General features: G+C 66.7%; 8 protein-coding genes. 6 read left to right on the top strand and 2 right to left on the bottom strand.

Annotated features, from left to right (window positions below; translation table 11 throughout):
* The first annotated feature begins 9 nt into the window (after positions 1 to 9).
* From KV697_RS11420 to KV697_RS11395, 6 genes are all read left to right on the top strand, one after another.
* On the top strand, positions 10 to 13,794 hold the full coding sequence (locus KV697_RS11420) for a DUF6531 domain-containing protein (RefSeq protein ID WP_219018292.1): 13,785 nt from the start codon (positions 10 to 12) through the stop codon (positions 13,792 to 13,794).
* On the top strand, positions 13,794 to 14,411 hold the full coding sequence (locus tag KV697_RS11415) for a T6SS immunity protein Tdi1 domain-containing protein (protein WP_219018291.1): 618 nt from the start codon (positions 13,794 to 13,796) through the stop codon (positions 14,409 to 14,411). The genes KV697_RS11420 and KV697_RS11415 overlap by 1 nt, the downstream gene beginning before the upstream one ends.
* A gap of 302 nt (positions 14,412 to 14,713) precedes the next feature.
* Entirely contained in the window at positions 14,714 to 16,345 is a 1,632-nt protein-coding gene (locus tag KV697_RS11410; RefSeq protein ID WP_219018290.1) for a LysM peptidoglycan-binding domain-containing protein, read from the top strand.
* A complete protein-coding gene (locus tag KV697_RS11405; RefSeq protein WP_219018289.1) occupies positions 16,311 to 17,237 on the top strand; it encodes a TNT domain-containing protein in 927 nt (308 codons plus the stop codon). The genes KV697_RS11410 and KV697_RS11405 overlap by 35 nt, the downstream gene beginning before the upstream one ends.
* 239 nt (positions 17,238 to 17,476) lie before the next feature.
* On the top strand, positions 17,477 to 17,779 hold the full coding sequence (locus KV697_RS11400) for an SseB family protein (RefSeq protein WP_219018288.1): 303 nt from the start codon (positions 17,477 to 17,479) through the stop codon (positions 17,777 to 17,779).
* 243 nt (positions 17,780 to 18,022) lie between these two features.
* Positions 18,023 to 18,325: a hypothetical protein gene (locus KV697_RS11395; protein ID WP_219018287.1), complete on the top strand. Its 303-nt coding sequence runs from the start codon at positions 18,023 to 18,025 to the stop codon at positions 18,323 to 18,325.
* A 583-nt stretch (positions 18,326 to 18,908) separates the two neighbouring features.
* Here KV697_RS11395 and KV697_RS11390 read toward each other — a convergent pair.
* Positions 18,909 to 20,423: an acetyl-CoA hydrolase/transferase family protein gene (locus KV697_RS11390; RefSeq protein ID WP_219018286.1), complete on the bottom strand. Its 1,515-nt coding sequence runs from the start codon at positions 20,421 to 20,423 to the stop codon at positions 18,909 to 18,911.
* A gap of 50 nt (positions 20,424 to 20,473) precedes the next feature.
* Positions 20,474 to 21,508, bottom strand: a complete 1,035-nt coding sequence (adhP, locus tag KV697_RS11385) for an alcohol dehydrogenase AdhP (protein ID WP_219018285.1) — start codon at positions 21,506 to 21,508, stop codon at positions 20,474 to 20,476.
* Positions 21,509 to 21,565: the final 57 nt, after the last annotated feature.

The raw sequence follows: 21,565 nt of genomic DNA, 5'->3' as shown, positions 1-21,565 counted from the left end.
GATCTAGTGATGGTCGCGATGTTCACCGGATTGGGTGCGGGTGCCGAGCGCGGTTCGGGCAGTGTGCTCGGCAACGCCGGCATGCTGTGGTCGAGCGGCCTGGGGCGCGCGAACGAGCGGGTCCATGTGAACGCCGCGACCGGCAATCTGCTGATCCAGCAACAGGACGAAATGCTGATCGGGCGCGGACCCGACGTCGCGGTCGGGCGCACCTATAACAGCCTGGGCAATCTGTCGGACGAAAATGGCGACAATTGGCGCCAGTCGACCGATCGTCAGGTCTATGGCCTGACCGGCACCCTCAACACGTCCGGCTCGACCGTGAAGCGGGTATCGGCCGACGGTTCGGAAATCACCTATGCCTGGAATTCCAGCCAGTCGATCTATGTCGCGACCGATGGCGCGGGGGCCTATGACCGGCTGAGCTGGAGCGCGTCGAGTTCGACCTGGACCTGGACCGACGGCGACAGCCAGCAGACCGAGAGCTATGGCTATGCGATCAACGGCCGCTACCTCATCACGCGGGCGGCCGACACCAAGGGCAACGGCCTCACCTTCTCGTATCTGAGCGGCGGCAAGCTCAACAAGGTGACGACCGCCGATGGCGGCTATACCCAGTATGACTGGTCCGGGAACAATATCACCCAGATCGTCACCGGCTATACTGATTATGCGTCGAACAGCGCCAGGACGCTGACGCGCACCCGCTATGGCTATGACTCGTCGAACCGGCTGACCACCGTCACCGTCGACCTGTCGCCGACCGACAACAGCGTCAGTGACGGCAAGACCTATGTCACGACCTATAGCTATGACGGCACCTCGAAGCGGGTCGCCTCGATCAGCCAGACCGACGGGTCGTCGCTGGCAATCACCTATGACTCGGCGCTGCGGGTCAAGACGCTGGAGCAGACGGCGGCGAGCGGCGTGACGCGCATCACCAGCCTGGACTATCAATCAGGCTATACCGGCATCACCGACCCGACCGGCCAGGTCACGCGGCTGGATCACGATAGCAAGGGCCAGCTGACCAAGATCACCGCGCCCCCTGCGGCCAGCGGTGCCACGGCGCAGGTGACGCAATTCGCCTATAACGCGAATGGCGACGTGACCTCGGTCACCGACCCGCTGGGCAACGTCACAAGCTATGCCGGGTTCACCGCCAACGGGCTGGCGCAGACGGTCACCGACCGGCTCGGCAATGCGACGACGCGCACCTTCGGGTCGAAGAACGAGGTCCTGACCGAGACGCGGACCGCCGCCGACCAGAGCGGGGCGGCGGTGCAGCAGACCAGCCGCTGGGTCTATGACGGTAACAACCGCGTCCGCTTCGAGATGTCGCCCGACGGCAATGTCGTCGAGCATCGCTACGACGATTCCTCGGGCAAGGGCGGGGTGGAGGTCCTGACCCTGACCTATACCGCCGCGCGCTATGACGTCGGCGGACTGTCCGCGACCGCGACGCCCAGCCTGTCGCAGATGACGAACTGGGCCTCGAACACCGACAAGACGCAGATCAGCCAGCGCTCCTACACTTATGACGCGCGCGGCAACATGACCGCAAGCTATGGGTACGGCACGCTCGACAGTTCGGGCGCGGGCAATACGCAGGGCGGGGTCTTCTACACCTACGACCAGGCGGGGCAGCTGCTGTCGACCAATGGCTATGCCCATGCCGCCGAGACCTATGTCTATGACGGCATGGGTCGGGTCGTCTCGTCGGTCGATCTGGCGGGCGGCACGACCAGCATCGTCTTCAACGATGCGGCGAGCAGCACGGTGGTCACGCTGGCGGCGGGCCTGGTCCAGACCTCGACCTACAACAAGGCGGGCGAGCTGGTCAGTCTGGGCGAAAGCGGCGCGAATACCGCGACCGGCACCGTCAGCTATAAATATGATGCGCTCGGCCGGATGCGGATGCGGACCGGCACCTTCGGCCAGAACAGCTATGTCATCTATGACAAGGCGGGGCGCAAGGTCGCCGATGTCGACCATTACGGCGCGGTGACCGAATATCGCTACGACGCCAATGACCGGGTGGTCGGGGAGGCGGCGTACGCCAATTATCTGACGACCGCGCAGCTGGCGACGCTCGCCGATCCGCTGGCCAATATCGACATTGCTGCGATCCGCCCGAGCGCGAACGGTGCCGATCGCTGGGCCTGGACCGTCTATGACAAGGAGGGGCGGGTCCTCCAGACGATCGACGGCACCGGCCGGACGGTCGCCAACCAATATGATGCCTCGGGGCGGCTCGTCCGGTCGACCGCCTATTACAACGCGCTGACCTCGTCGCAGGTGAGCGGGTTCAGGACCACGCCGCCGACCGCCGTCACCTTGCCGACCGCCGACAGCGCGCGCGATGCCGTGTCGCGCACCTTCTATGACCGGACCGGCCGGATGGTCGGGATGCTCGATGGCGAAGGCTTCCTGACCCGGATCGAATATGATGCGGGCGGCCGCAAGGTCGCCGAGACCGCCTTCGCAACGGCGACCATGGCGTCGAACCGCGCCAATGGCAGCTTTGCGACGCTGGTCAGCGGGCTGGCCAATGCCGGTGCCGACCGGACCACCCGCATGGTCTATGACGGGTTGGGGCAGATGGTGTTCCGCATCGATGCGCTGAACCGCGTGACCGAGATGGCCTATCCCAATGTCGATGCCGCCGACGTCAACGGCCTGTCCCGGCGGACCATAAGCTATGCCGGATCGATCACGTCGCCCTCGAACTGGACGGTCGCGAGCGTCCGGGCCGCGCTCAACGATGCGGGGCTTGCCGATCATGCCGATAATCGCTCGACCTGGGCGATCTACGACAATCGCGACAATCTGGCCTATGAAGTCGACGCGACCGGGGCGGTCACCGGCTATCGCTACGACGCATCCGGCAACGTCACCAAGGTGACGCGCTATGCCACGCTGCGCTCGACCACGTCGCTGCCGACCGTGGCGGACATGAACGGCTGGGCGGGGGTGAACGCCGACGCCAACAACGATCGCGTCACCCGCCACTGGTATAATTCGCGAAACGAGCTGCGCTATGTCGTCGATGGCGAGGGCTTCGTCACGCGGACCGATTACGATACCGACGGGCGCACGGTCGGCAGGACCGCGTTCGCCAACGCGATTTCGGTCACCGATACGACGACCTATGCCCAGGTCGCCGCCGCCGCGACCGGGTCGGCGATCGCCACCGCCGTCGCGCATGACATGAGCGGGCGGATCAAGTCCGAGACCGACGGGAACGGCGTCGTCACCACCTATGTCTACAATGCGTCGGGCGGCCTGCTCGGCCGGACGCAGCAGGCGAACGGCAGCCCCGATCAGTCGGTGACCAGCTATGGCTATGACGCGGCGGGCCGGGTGGTGACGCGCACCGAGGGTTTCGGGACCGGCGAGGCGGCGACCACGACCATGGCCTATGACGGCCTGGGCAATCTTCTCGTCACCACCGACCCCAACGGCAATAGCGTGACCGCGACCTATGACCGCGCCGGTCGGCGGGTCACGGAGACGGATGGTGAGGGGCTGACCACCACCTACGCCTATGACGCCTTCGACCAGCTGGTGGCCGTCACGGATGCACGCGGCAAGGCCGCCTATAGCTATTACGACCTGACCGGCCGCACCACCACGACGCGCGACGCGATCGGCCGCGTCACCGCCACCCGCTACAACGCGTTCGGCGAGGTCACGCGCAGCACCCGCTACGCCAATGCGGCGAGCAATGCCGCCAGCGCCACCGTGCCACCCGCCGTCACCGCCGACAGCGCGCGCGATACGGTGATCGGCTGGACCTATGACAAGGCGGGCCGGATCACCGCGATCACCGATGCCGAGGCGGCGGTCACAACCCAGTCCTACAGCGCGTTCGGCGACATGGTGTCGCGGGTCGACCCGCTCGATGCGCGCAGCGTCCTGACCACCATGGCCTATGACCGGCGCGGGCTGCTCAAGACTCGGATCGTCGACGCGGCGGGCGGTGGCCACACACTGACCACCAGCTATGGCTATGACGCCTTCGGGCGCGAGGTGAGGCTCGTCGATGCGCGGGGCGGCGCCGTCACCCGCGCTTACGACAAGGAGGGGCGGCTCGCCTCGACCACCGACGCGCTCGGCAACGTCACCGCCTATGCTTATGACAAGCGGGGTAATCTGGCCGCCGTCACCGATGCCAAGGGGGCGGTGACGCGCTATGCCTATGATGCGCTCGATCGGCGCGTCTATACGGTCGACGCGCTCGGCGGGGTCGTGCGCACCGAATATGACAAGGCGGGCAATGCGATCCGCACCATCGGCTATGCCGCGCCGATCGCCCTGTCGGGTCTGTCCGCCGTCACCACCGCCGCGGCGATCACGGCACGGGTGAGCACCAACCCGGCGGCGGACAAGCTGTCCCGCGCGATCTACGACCGCGACAACCGGTTGCGCTTCACCATCGACGGAGCGGGGTCGCTGACCGAGATGGTCCATGACGGCGCCGACAATCTCGTCCGCACCGTGACCTATCCGGTCGCCGTCGCCGACAGCGCGACCTTCACCGTCGCGGGGATGCAGGCGGCGATCGCGGCGATGACGGCGGCCGAGCGTGCCGCCGCGCCGGTCACGCGCAGCGTGTTCGATGCCAGCGGCCAGCGTGTCTACGGCATCGACGCTGCGGGCTTCGTCACCGCCTTCACCTATGACAGCCGGGGCAACAGGACGTCCGAACGGCGCTTCGTCACCGCTTATACCGGCACCGAGGATCCGACCGACGCCGCGATGGCGAGCTGGGCCGCCGCCAACGCCAATGCCGGGGATCGCGTCTCCCGCGCGCTGTACGACCGCGAGGACCGGCTGCGCTTCGATGTCGATGCCGAGGGCTATGTCACCCGATATGCCTGTGATCAGGCATCGCACCTGATCGAGAAGATCCGCTATCCCGACCGCTATCCGGCGATCGACGGGGCGACGACGCTGGACCAGGCGAGTGCGCTGATCGGCACGACCCCGCCGCCTGCGGCGCAGGTCACGGCCTATGCCTATGACTCCGCCGGGCGGCTGGCGAGCGAGACGCGTGACGCAGGCGCCGGGCGGTTCAACCAGCTCACGACCTTCGTCAGCGACGCCAACGGCAATATCGTGGCGGAAACCGATGTGGCGGGTCGCACCACCCGTTACGTGTACGACGCCGCCAATCGCCGTATCGCCATGGTCGATGCGCTCGGGGGCGTGACGGCGATGGGCTATGACGCGCTCGGCCGGGTCGCCTGGACCAGGAGCTATGCGACGCCGATCGCGCGGGCGACGCTGGACGCCTATCCGCCCGCGATCACCCTGGCGCAGGCGAGCGTCCCCGCCGCCGCCAACGACCGCGTCACCCGCACCTTCTACGACGCGGCCGGGCGACAGGCCTTCGCCGTGGATGGCGAAGGCTTCGTGACCGAGCGGCGCTATGACAGCGTCGGCAATCTCGCCACGACCATCCGCTATGCCGCTGCCGTCCCCGGCCTGACCGATGCGACGACGACCGCGCAGCTGGCCGTGCTGCTCCCGGCCGCGATCCCCGGCGATGCGGTGGTGACGCGCTATGCCTATGACCGGACCAGCCGGTTGACCGAGCGGACCGATGCGGACGGCAGCATCACCCGGTTCGAATATGACGCGCTGGGCGATGCGGTCCGCACGACGGCGGCGTTCGGAACGGCGGATGCCGCGACCACGACGCGGACCTTCGACAAGCGCGGTCAGGTCGTGCGCGAGGTGGGCGCGGGCGCCATCACCGGTACCGACTATGGCTATAACGCATTCGGCGAGCGCATCTCCTCCACCGATCCCCTGAGCTCCAGCGTCACTACGGCCTATGACCGTCTGGGTCGCGCGACGGGTGAGACCGTGCCGGTCGGCGCGGCGGTCGCGGGGCTGGCGACGACCAGCGTCTATGACGCGTTCGGCCGGGTGGTGCAGGTCACCGATCCCAACGGGAATTCGGGCTATTTCCACTATGACAATCTCGACCGGCTGACCGTTCAGGTCGACGCCGAAGGCTATGTCACCCAGACCAGCTGGACGCCGACCGGCCAGAAGGACAGCGTGATCCGCTATGCAGAGCGCGCGGTGTCGCCCGGCGACGCCACCGCCCTGCCGGTCGTCTATGGCAGCGGCGCCGACGCGATCACCAGCTTCGGCTATGACCGGCTGGACCGGCTGGTCGCCACGACCGACGCGCGCGGGCATACCGAGCGCTACGTCCTTGATGCGTTCGGCGACCGCGCGGCGGTGGTCAACAAGCTGGGCGGCGTGACCTTCAACACCCATGACCGGCGCGGCCTGCTGGTCGAAGAGATGACCCAGGTCCGCTGGACCGATCCCGCCAGCGGCCTGGCGATGGGGCGCAACATCGCCAACAGCTATGCCTATGACGCCGGCGGCAACCTGTCGGTCAAGGTCGAGGCGGCGGGGCGTCCCGAGGCGCGGACCACCCGCTACACCTATGACGGCCTCGACCGGATGACCGGGACGATCGGCGATGTGGTCGAGATACTGGTCGATCCGGAGATGGGCACGACCGCCATGGTCGCCCCGACCGAGCGCATGATCTATGACCTGCGCGGCAATCTGATCGAGCGGGTCGATGCGAACGGCGCGCGGTCGCTGACCTATTATGACGGCCAGAACCGCAAGATCGCCGAACTGTCGGCGGTCGGTACGCTCACCACCTGGCAATATGACGGCGCGGGCAATGCGGTCCTGCGGCGGGTTTACGGCGACCCGGTCGCGCTGCCCGCGCTGGCCGGGGGAACGCCGCCCGCGCCGGTAAACGCCGCCAATGCGCGCGAAACCGCCTATGGCTTCGACCGCAACAACCGGCTGATTTCGACCAGCGTCGCGGCGGCGGTCGCCGGGCGCTATGACGGGACGAACTACGTCACGGTGCAGGGCGTCACCACCGCCGTCGCCTATGACGGGCTGGGCAATGTGGTGCGCGAGACCGACGGCAACGGCGCGGTCGTCCTCCACTGGTTCGACAGGCTGGGCCGCGAGATCGGCAAGGTCGATGGCGAGGGCTATCTGACCACCTGGGTCCGCGACGCCGAGGGCAATGTCACCGCCGAGCGCCGCTACGCCAACCGGGTCGGCGGCACCTATAGCGAGGCCACGCCGCTGGCGACCGTGATCGGGCAGACGGTGGCGGATGCGGCCAACGACCGCGTCACCCTGTTCGCCTATAACCGCAACGGCCAGCGTATCCGCGAGGAACGGCTGGGCGTGACCGGCCTGATGGACGGCGCCACCGGCGTCGAGGCGGCGGCGACCAGCGCGGTGATCCGCTATACCTACAACGCGCTGGGCGAAGTGCTGAGCAAGCACGAGGCGACCGGCGAGGTCACCCAATATAGCTATGACGATAGCGGCCGCCTGATCCGGCAGCAGGATGCGGCGATCGGCAGCCTGGGCGGCATCCGTCGCACCACCGACTTCGCCTATGACGATCTGAACAACCTGCTGACCATGCGCGAGAGCGGCGCGGCCAATAGCTCGGCCCCGGTCGTGTTCGAGGATATCGTCGCCGCCGTCCGCCCGGTTCCGGTGCCCGTGACCACCGCGACCTTCGGGATCGCGACGGCCGACGGTTACTCGCGCGTCCATGGCAGCAGCGGCAACGATTACATGTACATGATCTCCGCCCAGGAGGGCGGGGGCAATAATTACGGACTGGAGGGCGGCGACGGCGACGACTGGCTGATCAACAGCAGCTGGAACGGCATGATGGACGGCGGCGCGGGCAACGACGTGCTGGAGTTCCGCACGCTTCTGTCCGGCTATGGCGGCGCGGGCAGCGACTATTTCGTCTTCGATCTGGGAAATCTGGTCGGGCAGCAATTCATCTACAATCCCGAGGAACGCTGGGGCGAAATCGCGGACTTCACGCCCGGCGTCGACAAGATCGCCATCCTGAACGCGATCACGGGCTTTGCCGACCTGACCATCGTCCAGAATGGCGCCGATACCCAGATTTTGGTTTCCCATGTGCCGCGGATCATACTGCGCAACACCAATGCGGCGAGCCTGACCGCCGCCGACTTCGTCATCGACCGAGCGGGGTTCACCGGCTCACGACCGATCAGCGACCGGCGCCCCACCCCGCTCATCACCAACAGGCCGACAGGCACGAATTACGAAGCGCAGGCGACGGCGGGCAACGACCTGATCGTCCTTCCTGGCGAGGGACATGGCCGGGCGTTCACCGGTGGTGACGGCGATGACCATCTCATCAGCGAACAATGGCTGAGCACGGTCAGCGGCGGCGACGGCAACGACCTGATCGAGGTGCGCAATGTCGGCGTGCTCGCGATCGGCGGCAGCGGCAACGACACCTTCATCTTCGACGACACGATCTTCGCGCCCAACGACTGGATACGGAACCCCCAATATGACTGGGGCACGATCGCCGGTTTCACCCCCGGTCGCGACCGTATCGTCATTCCGGGCCGCAGCTTTGCCGAGCTGACCTTCACCCAGGTCGGTAGCGACGTTCATGTCACCATGGCGAATGCGCCGCGCATCGTGCTCCGGTCGCTGACGGTCGCGGAAATCCAGCCCGCCGACTTCGCCTTCTCGCCCGCCGACCCGGTGATCGCGATGCCGCAGCGGACCGCCGCGCCGACGAACGCGCCGGTCGCGCCCGCCGCCACCGACCGGGTCAACGCCTTCGTCTATGGCGCGGGCGGGCGGCTGCTGAGCCAGACCGACGCGACCGGCTTCACCCGCTCCTTCGCCTATGACGCGGTCGGCCGCACCCTGCGCGAAAGCTACGACCGCGAGCGTGCGAACGGCGATGTCGTCACCGAAGGCCGCTTCACCCAGTACGACGCGGTCGGCCGTACGGTCGGCACCTATGCCGCGTCGCTGTCGAGCGACCGCTGGTATTGGGGCGACCTGTCCACCACCGGTTACGACGCGTTCGGCGACGCGGTCTACAAGACGATCAACGGCTATATCCAGGAGCGCAACGTCTATGACGCGCTCGGCCGCGTCGTGAAGACCAATGCGCGTGACGGCGTGTGGCGCGAATATGGCTATGACGGCAACGCCAATGCGACGCTGACCGTCGCCAGCAACGGCTTCGACGCGACCGAGGCACCGGTAGGAACGCTGCTCGCACGCGGGCTGGCGGGGCAGGCCGATGCGGTCGTGACCTATGCCACCTATGACCGCCGCGATCTCGCCACCGCCAGCTACGAGGTCGGCCGTCAGCTCGGCCTTCAGGCCGATGGAACGAGCGCGGGGGCGGTGACGCTGTCGCGGACCCAGGCGCACAATGCCTTTGGCGAGGTGGTGTCCGACGTCGATCCGCGCGGTGCGACTACCAGCTATCGCTACAACAGTATCGGCAAGCTGATCGAGCGGAACGGCCCGACCGTGACGGTGACGCTGGCCGACACGACCACGGTCAGCCTGAACCCGACCGACCGCTTCTATTATGACCTGTCGGGCCGCGCGATCGGCACCCGCGACGCCAATGGCTATCTGACCCGCCGGACGTTGCTGGAAGGGCGCGGTTACGGCGACGAGGACCCGCTGGTGCTGGTCGAATATCGTCCCGACGCCAGCACCAATGCGCGCGAATATGATGTGTTCGGCGATGCGGTCGCGGCGATCGACGGACTAGGTCGGCGCACCGAACGGACCTTCGACAAGCTTGGGCGGCTGCTCACCCAGGCGGTGCCGGGCGCCGCCGCCACCCGGCTGACCGACACCTATGCCTATGACGGGCTGGGCCAGCGCATCCGCCACTCCAATTCCGTCTATCAGGCCCCGGTCGTCGGCCAGACCTATCCCTATTATGACGAGGGGGCGGGCGGCACCTTCTATCTGTCGCCCAGCGGCCGCTACCTGATCCAGGGCGATACCGGCGGCGCGGCGGGCACCAACACGGGCCTGACCATGCCGGTCAGCTATCCGGCGACCGGGCCGGAGGGACGGCGCTGGGTCTATGACTCGGTGCGCGGCTATGCCGTGCTGCTGCCCGTCGGGGTGACGACCTATGAAAGCCCCGAGGATGACGGCGAAGGCGTCTTTCCGGGCGAGGTCGTCGCCGGTGCCGAGACGACCGACTATGATCTTCAGGGCCGGGTCGTGTCGAGCATCGACTTTGCGGGCGACCTGACCACCTATACCTATCAGTGGAGCGGCTTTGCCCGCACGGTAGGGCTGGGCGTCACCGGCGGCTGGGTGAAGACGGTCAGCACGTCCGCCGATCGCTTCGGTGTGGACGGCGCGGTGGCGGCGTCCGAGACGACCGACAGCTTCGGCCATGTCCAGCAGCGCACCGATCAGGGCGGCAACGTCACCCTGCTGTCCTACGACCTGGCCGGACGCGCGACGACCGAGACGCATAGCGGCGCGGCGGGCGAGCGGACCGTCTCGTTCGGCTATTACAACACCGGCCTGGTCGCCAGCGTGGTCGAGGCGGGGCAGACCGCGACCTATGGCTATGACGCGTCCGGCAACCGCGCCTATGAGCGGCTGGTCGCGGGCGCCACCGTCAAGCAGGACGGGCGCGCCACCTACGACCTTCTCGGGCGGATGACATCCTGGACGGACCTTGCCGCCGATGGCGGGGCGGCCCATGCGGCGCTGTCCTGGAGCTACGACGCGGTCGGCAATATTCGCAGCCTGACGCAAAGCTACCGGCCGATGGACCCGAGCGGCCTGTCGTCCCTTCAAACCGGACCGCAGACGCGCTGGTACCTGTACGACGCGATGAACCGCGTCGTGCTCGACCAGGGCGAGCAGTCGGGGGGCGTGATCGTGCGGGGCAGCGGGGTCAGCCTGCTCTACGACGCGGCGGGCCAGCGGGTGAGCGCCACCACCGCTGCAGGTGTCGCCGCGGCGGGCCAGGCGGGCGCGACCTCGGCGGCCGAGCACCGCGAACGCTATGCCTATTCCGACGACGGCCAGCTGGTCGCGGTATACCAGTCGGATGCGGTGACCGCCGGGAGCTTCGGGCCGGAGACGCTGCTCGCCAGCTATCAGCGCGACGCGCTGGGCCGGGTGCTGTCGGAACAGCAATATGACCCGGACGGGATGACGGTGGTCCGCTCGCGCTACGGCATTGCCTATGACAATCGCGGGCGGGTGACGGCCGAGAGCGCGACGCAGCGCCGGGGCAGCGAGACCTATAACAGCTATGCGACCAACTGGTACAATCCGGACGGGACGCTGTCGTCCAGCGCGGTGCAGAGCTGGAAGGACGGCGGCGCCGCCACGTCGAACGCCACGACCACCTACAGCTATGTCTGGCGCGACGGACCGCTGACGAGCGCGGTCACGCTGACCAACACCGACGGCACGACCCAGTCGCTTTACGCCTATGACGAGGCCGGGCGGCTGCTCGGCGTGACGCTGACCGGTGGGGTGCGGCCGCGCACCGTGGCGGTGACGACCGACCTGGGCGGCCAGATCCTGACCCGCGACGAGCAGCCGCAATATGCCGGTGCCCCCGCCGCCAACCCGCGCGAGAAACGCTATATCTTCGACGGCGTGGTGATGGGTGAGGTCGGCAATGACGGCACCGACAACACGACCTTCGCCGCCGCCGTGGCGGAGGGAAGAGCGCCCGAGCCGCAATCGACCACCGCCAGCCCGGCGGGGCCTTTCCGGAACGGCGGTTTCTCCGGCGCGGCGCATGCCGACTTCGACCAGAATTACGATGCGGTGAACTATCGCAGCGTCGCGACGACGACGCAGAGCTACACCGTGCGCAGCGGCGATACGCTGGCGGGCATCGCCCAGACGCTGTGGGGCGATGCGAACCTCTGGTACCTGATCGCAGGTGCCAACGGGCTGAGCGCGGACGAGACGCTGGCCGAGGGGCGGGTGCTCTCCATCCCCTCGACCGTGGTCAACCGGGGCAACAGCGCCGACACCTGGCGCCCCTACGACCCGGCCGAGGCGCTGGGCGACGTCCAGCCCAACACCCCCGTCCCCCAGCCGCGCGCGGCGCAAGGCGGGCGCCGACGCAACCGCTGCGGCGTGTTCGGCGCGATCCTGCTGGCGGTGGTCGCGATTGCCGTCACCGTGGTGACGGCGGGGGCGGCGGTGGCGGCCTTTGCTCCGGTGGCGACGTCGCTCGGCACGGGCATCGCCACAGTGCTGGGAGCGGGGGGCGGTATCGCCGGTGCCCTGGGCGGCGGCGTTGCAGGAACGTTGGGCGCGATCGCGATCGGAGCAGGCTCGGCGGCTGTCGGCTCGGCGGTCAGCCAGGGCGTGGGTGTGGCGACGGGTCTGCAGGACCAATTCTCGTTCCGGGGCGTGGCGCTTGCGGCGATCTCGGGCGGTGTCGGTGCGGGCCTTGGTGCGACCGGCCTGGCGAGCCGGGTCGGCGGCGGCGTGGCCGGAGCAGCGGTCAGCGGGGTCGCAGGCAATGTGCTGACCCAGGGCATCGCGGTGGCGACGGGGCTGCAGCGCCGGTTCGACTGGGCGGGCGTGGCGGCGGCGGGCGTCACGGGGGCGGTGGGCTATGCCACCGCACCGCGCGGATCGTCCTTCGGCGCGCAACTGCTGTCCGGCGCGGCCTCGGGCATCGCAGGTGCGGCGACACGGAGTCTCGTCGAGGGCACGAGCTTCGGCGACAATATCCTGTCGGTCCTGCCCGATGTGATCGGCAGCACAGTCGGGCGGCTGGTGGCGCAAGGCGTGGGCGAGGCGAGCCTCCATTCCGAAAGCCGGAGGCTAAGATCGGCGAGGCTGGACGATGGCGGCGTACAGGCCGCAGATGGCGCACCCGTCCCGATCGAGCAGCGCATCGCCGCGCTGCGGGCCAGTGGCCGGATCAGTGCCGAGACGGCCGCCCGGATGGAGAGGCAGGTTGCGCAGATCAAGCGCGAACTCGCCGAGCAGCAAGCCGAGCAGGATCGCGCCAACGGCCAGCCCAAAGCGGGGATCGGTTCGGACGGAAAACCGAACTTGGTAACACGAGATGCCGGTTACGCGATCGACATGGGCACACTCGATGCACGCGTTCAGGCGTATGAGGCGGACTATAGTACTGGCCAATACAGCATTGACGGCAAGCGCCAGTTCGACGCGGCGATCGCCAACAACCGGCGATTGATCGAGCAATGGGATCGCACGGCGGAGTCGCAGGCCAATCGCCTGGTTGGTGGCTTCCTGCTGGGCTCGGCCGGAGGGGCGTTGGTCGGTGTAGCCGGGACTGGGCTGGTGGCGACTGCTGGCTGGGGCGTGGCAACGACCGGGGCGGCCAATGCGGGCGTTGCTGGACTATCCTCAACCGTGACTGGCCTCGGGTATCGACCGGCCTTGGGGGAGACCAACACCGCGTCCAGCTTGGCCACGGACTTCGCGAGCGGCGTGGTCGGCTACGGCATAGCAAGTGCATTTGGCCGGGTAGGGTCTAGCTTGCTCGGCAGGATCGGACTGGGGCGGACGGCCGCAGAGAGTGCAGGGGTTGATCTGGCTCTAAAATACAAGCCGGGTTGGTCTGCTATGCAACAGGCGGAGGCGCTTGCCAAAACGCAAATGCTGAACGACGCAGATACGGTCGTGATGCAGACGACTCGCGGAGGCACTTCGGCGCGAACCATGTTTAGGAGAGCTGGCGGCGAAGTTCCGGCAGGTAGCGATGTCGATCACATGGTTGATCTCCAGCTGGGCGGGGCCGACACGGTCGGGAATATGTGGCCGCTTGACTCTAGCGTGAATCGCAGTCTTGGGGCACAAATCCAGCAGCAGATTAAAAATCTGCCGCCAGGAACGAGGATCAACCGCGTGACGATCGGGCATCGCTAATGTTTGAAGTCTTCCAACGGAATTTCCCCCGGGATCGGCAAGACCGGCGCGGCCATGATGTAGAAGGTCTACGGCCAGATATTCCCGGCTTGCGCGAGTTCTTCGCCGCGTTCGGGGGTAGCTCTTTCCGTGATGGATTGTATCGTGTCATCGCCCCTGCCGACTTGAACGAATGGAATGAACGCATCTGCCTGGGCTTCCCTGAGTTCGAGGGCAGGATCACCTGCTTCGGCTTCGACTGGCTCGGCAGCACCTTCGCCATTGACGCGGGTCGGATCGAAGATGGTCAGAAGGGTGTCGTGATGTTCGAGCCAGGCACGGGAGAGGCATTAGAGATACCCGCCAACCTGTTCACCTTTCATGACGCTGGTCTGCTCGAATTTGGGGAAGCGGCGCTTGCGATCAGCTTTTACGAAAGATGGCGGACAAGCGGGGGGGCGACCCCAGCGTTCGATCAGTGCATCGGATATAAGAAGCCGCTGTTCCTTGGCGGCAGCGATGGAGTCGAGAATTTGGAGCTGTCAGACTTAGACGTATACTGGCACCTCATGGGTCAGTTCATCACGAAAGCTAAGGGACTGCCTCCAAGAACGCCGATTAGCGTCAGCTTGTCTTAATCCCGCTATGGCCAGCGGGCGCATAGCCGTCCACCCGCTGCCGAGCTGACCGGGACGGTGGTGGGCGCCCGCCTCGACGGGGTGGTAGATTTGCCGCGCACGGTGTTCCTGCTGCAGCATGTGGACGATCTTGAGGTGTCGGCGATTGGGGTTCGGCCAAATCACTCGGTTGGGTCTGGAGTGTTGCGGGAGGCTGGTCCAAATGGGGTATAGCGGCTGCGTATGGTGAGGACCGATGCGGGCGCGTCGAGCTTGCGAGGATAAGGGGGCAAGCCGCAAGTCTATCTGCCGTCGTCCGCCGTGTGGTTGGCGGGCCACCCTCACGCCCTAGGGCTGCCGCCCCGCGTTCCCCTGCCTTCCAACGGGGCGCGACGTCGAACGCCACGACGACCTACAGCTATGTCTGGCGCGACGGACCGCTGACGAGCGCGGTCACGCTGACCAACACCGACGGCACGACCCAGTCGTTGTACGCCTATGACGAGGCCGGGCGGCTGCTCGGCGTGACGCTGACCGGCGGGGTGCGGCCGCGCACGGTGGCGGTGACGACCGACCTGGGCGGTCAGATCCTGACCCGCGACGAGCAGCCGCAATATGCCGGTGCCCCCGCCGCCAACCCGCGCGAGAAACGCTATATCTTCGACGGCGTGGTGATGGGCGAGGTCGGCAATGACGGCACCGACAACACGACCTTCGCCGCCGCCGTGGCGGAGGGAAGAGCGCCCGAGCCGCAATCGACCACCGCCAGCCCGGCGGGGCCGTTCCGGAACGGCGGCTTCTCCGGCGCGGCGCATGCCGACTTCGACCAGAATTACGATGCGGTGAACTATCGCAGCGTCGCGACGACGACGCAGAGCTACACCGTGCGTGCTGGCGACACGCTGGCGGGCATCGCCCAGACTCTGTGGGGCGATGCGAACCTCTGGTACCTGATCGCAGGCGCGAACGGGCTGAGCGCGGACGAGACGCTGGCCGAGGGCCGGGTGCTCTCCATTCCGTCGACCGTGGTCAACCGGGGCAACACCGCCGACACCTGGCGCCCCTACGACCCGGCCGAGGCACTGGGCGACGTCCAGCCCAACACCCCCGTCCCCCAGCCGCGCGCGGCGCAAGGCGGTCGCAGGCGCAACCGCTGCGGCGTGTTCGGCGCGATCCTGCTGGCGGTGGTCGCGATTGCCGTCACCGTGGTGACGGCGGGGGCGACAGCGGCGCTCGGTCCCGTCCTCAGCGGCGTCGTCTCGGGTGCGGCGGGCAGCATCGCCAGCCAGGCGGTGGGCGTCGCGACGGGCATTCAGGACCGGTTCTCGTTCAAGAACGTGGCGTTGGCCGCGATCGGGGGCGGGGTCGCGGGTGGCTTGAGCAATGCCATCCCCGGTGCGATCGGTGGCAGCAAGGCGCTGGGCGCGGCAGTACGCGGCGCGGCCGGCAGCGCGATCACGCAAGGGGTGGCGGTGGCCACGGGGCTGCAACGCCGGTTCGACTGGGCAGGCGTGGCGGCGGCGGGTGTCGGGGCAGGCGTGTCGACGGCGGTCGGCACGGCGCTGAGGGTCGATCCGCTGTCGCAATCGGCCGACAATATCAGCCGGACGCTGGTGGCGGGCACGGCGGGTGCGATCGCCAACGCCGTCACCCGCAGCATCGCGCAAGGCACCAGCTTCGGCGACAATATCCTGTCCGCCCTGCCTGACGTCATCGCCTCCACGGTCGGATCGGTGGTGCAGGCTGGCATCTTCCGTGCCCAGCAGGCGCGTCGTAATACGGTCGTTGATCCGGAGACAGGCAAGCGGATCACTCTGGACGAGCCGACGCGGCAGCTCATCCGGCAGGCCAGGCGGGGGGCGGCGTTCGACGACGAAATCCGCTCTAGCGGACGTGGAAGCGCTGGCCCGGGCGGCAGGCTTGATCGAAGCCGACGCGACCGGCGGCCAGAGTGACGGCGTCGCGCTCAATCCGGAACGCCGCATAACCTATTCGCGCTTGGTCAACGAGATATGGGCGCGTGGGTTTACGGTACTCAACGACGCTCGTATCGCAGAGACCGGCCGGGAATTCACCGACGCTCCGGAACTGAGAGCCGCCTATTCGCAACGCGACGTCGAACTCGCCCGCGCCGAGGGGCTGGCCGATGCCAACGTCAACCAAATCTTGTTCGCAGGACTCGGCGCGCCTCTGGCGATCGGGGGTGGCTTGGCCAGCGGTGGCCTGCTTCTCGCGGGAGGGGGTGGCTTTGGCAGTACGCTGGGCACCGCCGTGTCGGTCGACTTCGCACAGGCGAATGTCCGCGGCTATCTCAACGGCCGGTTCACGCAGCAGAGTACGGTGGGCGGCACGACGATTTCGGCCTTGACGAACGGCCGCCTCGGCGAGGGCGCCTATGCGCTTGGTACGCTTGGGGTTGGCGTGGCGGGACTGGCCAAATCGGGTTTGCAACGGTTCGGCATCGGGGCGACAAATGCCGCAGAGAGTACAGTCGCTGCTGGGGAAACTCGGGCTGGGACTGCGCTGCAAACTTACTGGCCGCCTAATCGCGGGTTCCAAGGTGCGCCGATCACGGAAGAATTGGCGACGGGTGCTCGCATCGATCGGTATGGATATGAGGGCGGCACGTTCCTTGCCCCGGAAGGGACGCCGGATTGGATGCGCAGTTTGGCACCGGGAACTACCTCAAAGCCATACAATTTGTATGAGGTCGTCCATCCGATCGAGGTCCAGTCTGGAAAGGCGGCGCCGTGGTTCAATCAGATTGGTGGCGGCACTCAGTATGAGCTTCCAATGTCAGTCAGCGATGCGATAGCTAAAGGCCATCTTCGGAGGGTTGGGCCGTGACCAGAGACGAGTTCTTGCACGCTGTTCGATTGGATAACATCCGGTCGGATGCCTTCGACCTATGTGGTCATGGCGACGAATGTTACGTCTTGGCGGAGCGCGAAGGTCGATGGGATGTGTTTTATAGCGAACGCGGCCTAGAGGCGCGCATCCGCCACTTCTCAACCGAGCCGGCCGCGTTGGCATACCTGCTAGAAGCATTGCGCTCCGACCAGTCCACAAAGCGTTAGGCCTACAACATGCAAGATCAGATCATTGTTATAGGCAGATGGGACGACCCTGCTTCGTGGACACTTCGGCTGCAAAAATTCGTCGCAAATGGGGAGTTGTTCATACCGATCTTCTCTGACGAGGCGGCGTTCGGTCGACAGCTCAAAGGCAGCGGCTTTGAGGAGGATGGTCTTGCGATCAACCGCGATCTGCTCTTGTCTATGCTAAGCGGTGACGAGTTGCTGATCTTAAACCCCGGTGATCCTAACCCGGTGAAGATGACCAGGGCAGACTTGGCCGATCTCCAAGGGGGTATTCGTCGAGAGCAGTAGATGCGCGCCTGACGCCAAGCTGCCGTGCGCTGTGTTCTTGCTGCGGCCTGTGGGCGGGTTGGAGGTGTTCGCGGTCGGGGTTTGGCCAAATCGCTCGGTTGGGTCTGGGGTGTTGCGGGTGGCTGGTCCAAATGGGGTATAGCGGCTGCGTATGGTGAGGACCGATGCGGGCGCGCCAGGCTTGCGAGGATAAGGGTACAAGCCCAATGGGTAGTTACTCTATTGTTCCATGAGGTGATTCTAATGTTCGTGATGGAAAGCGTCGAGGATTTATGGAATCATATAGCCTACGTGATGGGTTATGCTCCCGATCGCTTCCCTTATAGGGACTTCCTCCCGGATGATGAGCAGATGAATCTCGACCGAGCTTTCGATCAACTTCGTAAAGGTGTTGAGGTTGCTTATCCTGAGCCTGCGTATGAGTCGAAGCGAACGCTACTCAATGGAATCTTGGATCGCTCATACGCTGCCTATAAGTCGAACGACGAGATCGCTGCCGGTCACTTGCTCAACGAGTTTCAAGACAACATCTTCAAAACCAAATGAGTGATCCCAGCCTGAATAAAACGGGTTCGGGCATGTGACTTAGCGAGATTGTCGTTCGGGCGCCTAGTCGAACCCGATGCCCGCGTCTTGTCCGTCGATGACGCCGATCTGAGCGCCATCGCGGAAGCCGAGGGCGTCGGTGAGGGATGCGCGTTGTCGGTATAGACGGCTGCTCCGTGTCGGGTACGATCGATCGCGACATAGACCGAGCGTGCGTCCGCCGTGTTCGCCCTGAACGCCTCCAGATGGATGAGCCGCCGTTCGCACGTCGCGCCTTGGGCGGAATGGATGGTGCGTACCTACTCCGGCACGTCCAGTCCTCGCGCTCCAACACCATGCTGGACCCTGCCGGATTGATCTCGACCACATCACCGGCCTGCCTGTTTGGGCGGTCGGCGCGATAATTTTCTACGGGTGAACTGCATCCGGTCGGCGGCTAAACGCCTCGGTGACATTGGCGCCCTAGCGCTCAGCCTCGGGTGCTTTCATAACAGCCTTCCGCTCCGGATGGGGTGACAGCGGAAAGCGCAACGCAGGCGCCAAGCTGTCGGAACCCATCGCAGCTCCGCGACACGGCCCATGGTCAGGACGGCATCATCGTCCCCGTTTCCATGTAGCGCCGATGCCAGGACAGCGCCTCGGCGGGGAGTGCGGGCGCGTGAAGGCCATAGGAGCCGCCCTCGGCGCGCATGGCATAGTCGGCGAGCATCGGGCGATAGTCGGGATGGGCGCAGCGTTCGATCACGGCCTTTGCACGCTGGCGCGGGGACAGGCCCCGCAGGTCGGCCAGCCCCTGTTCGGTGACGATCACCTGCACGTCCTGCATGATGTGGTCGACATGCGAGGCCTGCGGCACGATGGCGGAGATCTTGCCGCCCTTGGCGGTCGAGGGGGTCATGAAGATCGAGACATAAGCGTTGCGCGCGAAATCACCCGATCCGCCGATGCCGTTCTGGATGCGCGATCCCATCACCAGCGTCGAATTGACGTTGCCGTATATGTCCGCCTCGATCAGGCCGTTCATCGCGATGCACCCCAGGCGGCGGACGAGTTCGGGATGGTTGCTGATCTCCTGCGGGCGCAGGATCATGCGGTCCCGGTACGTGGCCATGTTCGCGTTGAGCCGCGCTGCCGCCTGCGGGCTGAGCGAAAAGGCGGTGGCCGACGCCATGCGCAGGCGCCCCGCATCGAGCAGGTCGAGCATCCCGTCCTGGATCACCTCGGTATAGGCGGTCATCGGGTCGAACGGCGCGTCGACCAGGCCGGACAGCACCGCATTGGCGATATTGCCGACCCCCGACTGGATCGGCAGCAGGGCGGAGGGCAGGCGGCCGCGTGACACTTCATGGGCCAGGAATTCGATGACGTGCCCGGCGATGGCGCGCGCGGTGTCGTCGGGCGCGGCGAAGGGCAGGTTGCGGTCGGGGGCCTCGGTTTCGACGATGGCGACGATCTTGTCGGGATCGCAGGCCAGATAGGGCGTGCCGATCCGGTCGTCCGGCCGCACCAGCGGGATCGGCACGCGCTCGGGCGGCAGGCGGGTGCCGTAATAGATGTCGTGCATCCCCTCCAGTGCCGCGTCCTGCCAGCGGTTGACCTCCAGGATGACGCGGGACGCGCGGTCTACCCAAGTCTTGTTGTTGCCGACCGACGACGAGGGGATGAGCGATCCGTCGGCACGGATGCCCGACACCTCGACGATCGCGGTGTCGAGCGGGCCGAGCACGCCCTCCCACGCCATCGGCGCGACTTGGCTGAGGTGCATGTCCAGATAGTCGATCTCGCCCCGATTGATCTTCTCGCGCGCGACCGGGTCGCCGCTATAGGGCAGGCGCTGGGCGATGCCGTCGACCGCCGCCAGTGCGCCGTCCAGTTCGGGGCCGGTCGAAGCGCCGGTCCACAGGTTGACGCGGAACGGATGCCCCGAGCCGTGCGCCTCGGCGATGCGGCGGGCCAGCGCCTGTGGCACCATCTTGGGATAGCCGGAGCCGGTGAAGCCGCTGGTCGCCACCGTTTCGCCGGGGCGGATCAGGGCGGCGGCGGTGTCGGCATCGGTGATACGCGAACGAAGGGCGGCACAGGCGATACGGTCGGTCATTGTTTCTCCAACGCCGGCGGGCGGGGCCGGAGCCACCGCCCGCCGCGATTTCAGGCCGCCAGGTCGAGGACGATGCGACCCTCGATCTGGCCTTTGCGCATCCGGTCGAACACCTGGTTGACATCGGCGAGCGGCGCGGTGGCGACGGTTGCCTTGACCTTGCCGTCGGCGGCGAAGTCGAGCGATTCCTGCAGGTCGAGCCGGGTGCCGACGATAGACCCGCGCACGGTGATGCCATTCAGCACCAGTCCGAAGATGTTGAGCGGAAAGTCCCCCGGCGGCAGGCCATTGAGCGCGACGGTGCCGCCCCGCGCCATCATGCCCACGGCTTGGGCGAACGCCTTTTCGCTGACCGCGGTGACGAGCGCACCTTGCGCGCCACCGCCGGTCTCGCGCTTGATCGCCGCGGCCGGATCGGCTTCGGTCCGGGCATTGACCGTCACCTTCGCACCCAGCCGCCGGGCGAGGTCCAGCTTGGCGTCGTCGACATCGACCGCCGCGACGTTCAGCCCCATGGCGACCGCATATTGCACCGCCATATGCCCGAGCCCGCCGATGCCGGAGATGACGACGGTATCCCCTGGCTTGGTGTCGGTCATCTTCAGCCCCTTATAGACCGTCACCCCGGCGCACAGCACGGGCGCGATCTCGGTGAAGCCGATATTGCCGGGCAGATGGCCGACAAAATTGGGGTCGGCGATGACATAATCGGCGAAACCGCCATTGACCGAATAGCCGGTGTTGAGCTGGCTCTCACACAGCGTCTCCCACCCGCCCAGGCAATGGACGCAGTGGCCGCAGGCGGTGTAGAGCCAGGGCACACCGACCCGGTCGCCCTCCTTGATGTGCTTGACGCCCTTGCCGACCGCCGAGACATAGCCGACGCCCTCATGCCCCGGGATGAAGGGCGGGTTGGGCTTGACGGGCCAGTCGCCCTCGGCCGCGTGCAGGTCGGTGTGGCACACGCCAGAGGCCTGGATCGCGACCTGGATCAGGCCGTCGCCGACCTCGGGCACGGGGACTTCATCGATGGTCAGGGGCTGGCCGAACGCGCGCACGACGGCGGCCTTCATCGTCTTTGCCATGGTGTTTCTCCTGTCGGATGATGATGGGGCAGGGATGGGCGCCCGCGCCGGTCCCTG

Source organism: Sphingomonas sanguinis (genome assembly GCF_019297835.1).
Classification (GTDB): Bacteria; Pseudomonadota; Alphaproteobacteria; order Sphingomonadales; family Sphingomonadaceae; genus Sphingomonas; species Sphingomonas sanguinis_D.
This window is presented reverse-complemented; position numbering and strand designations above follow the sequence as displayed.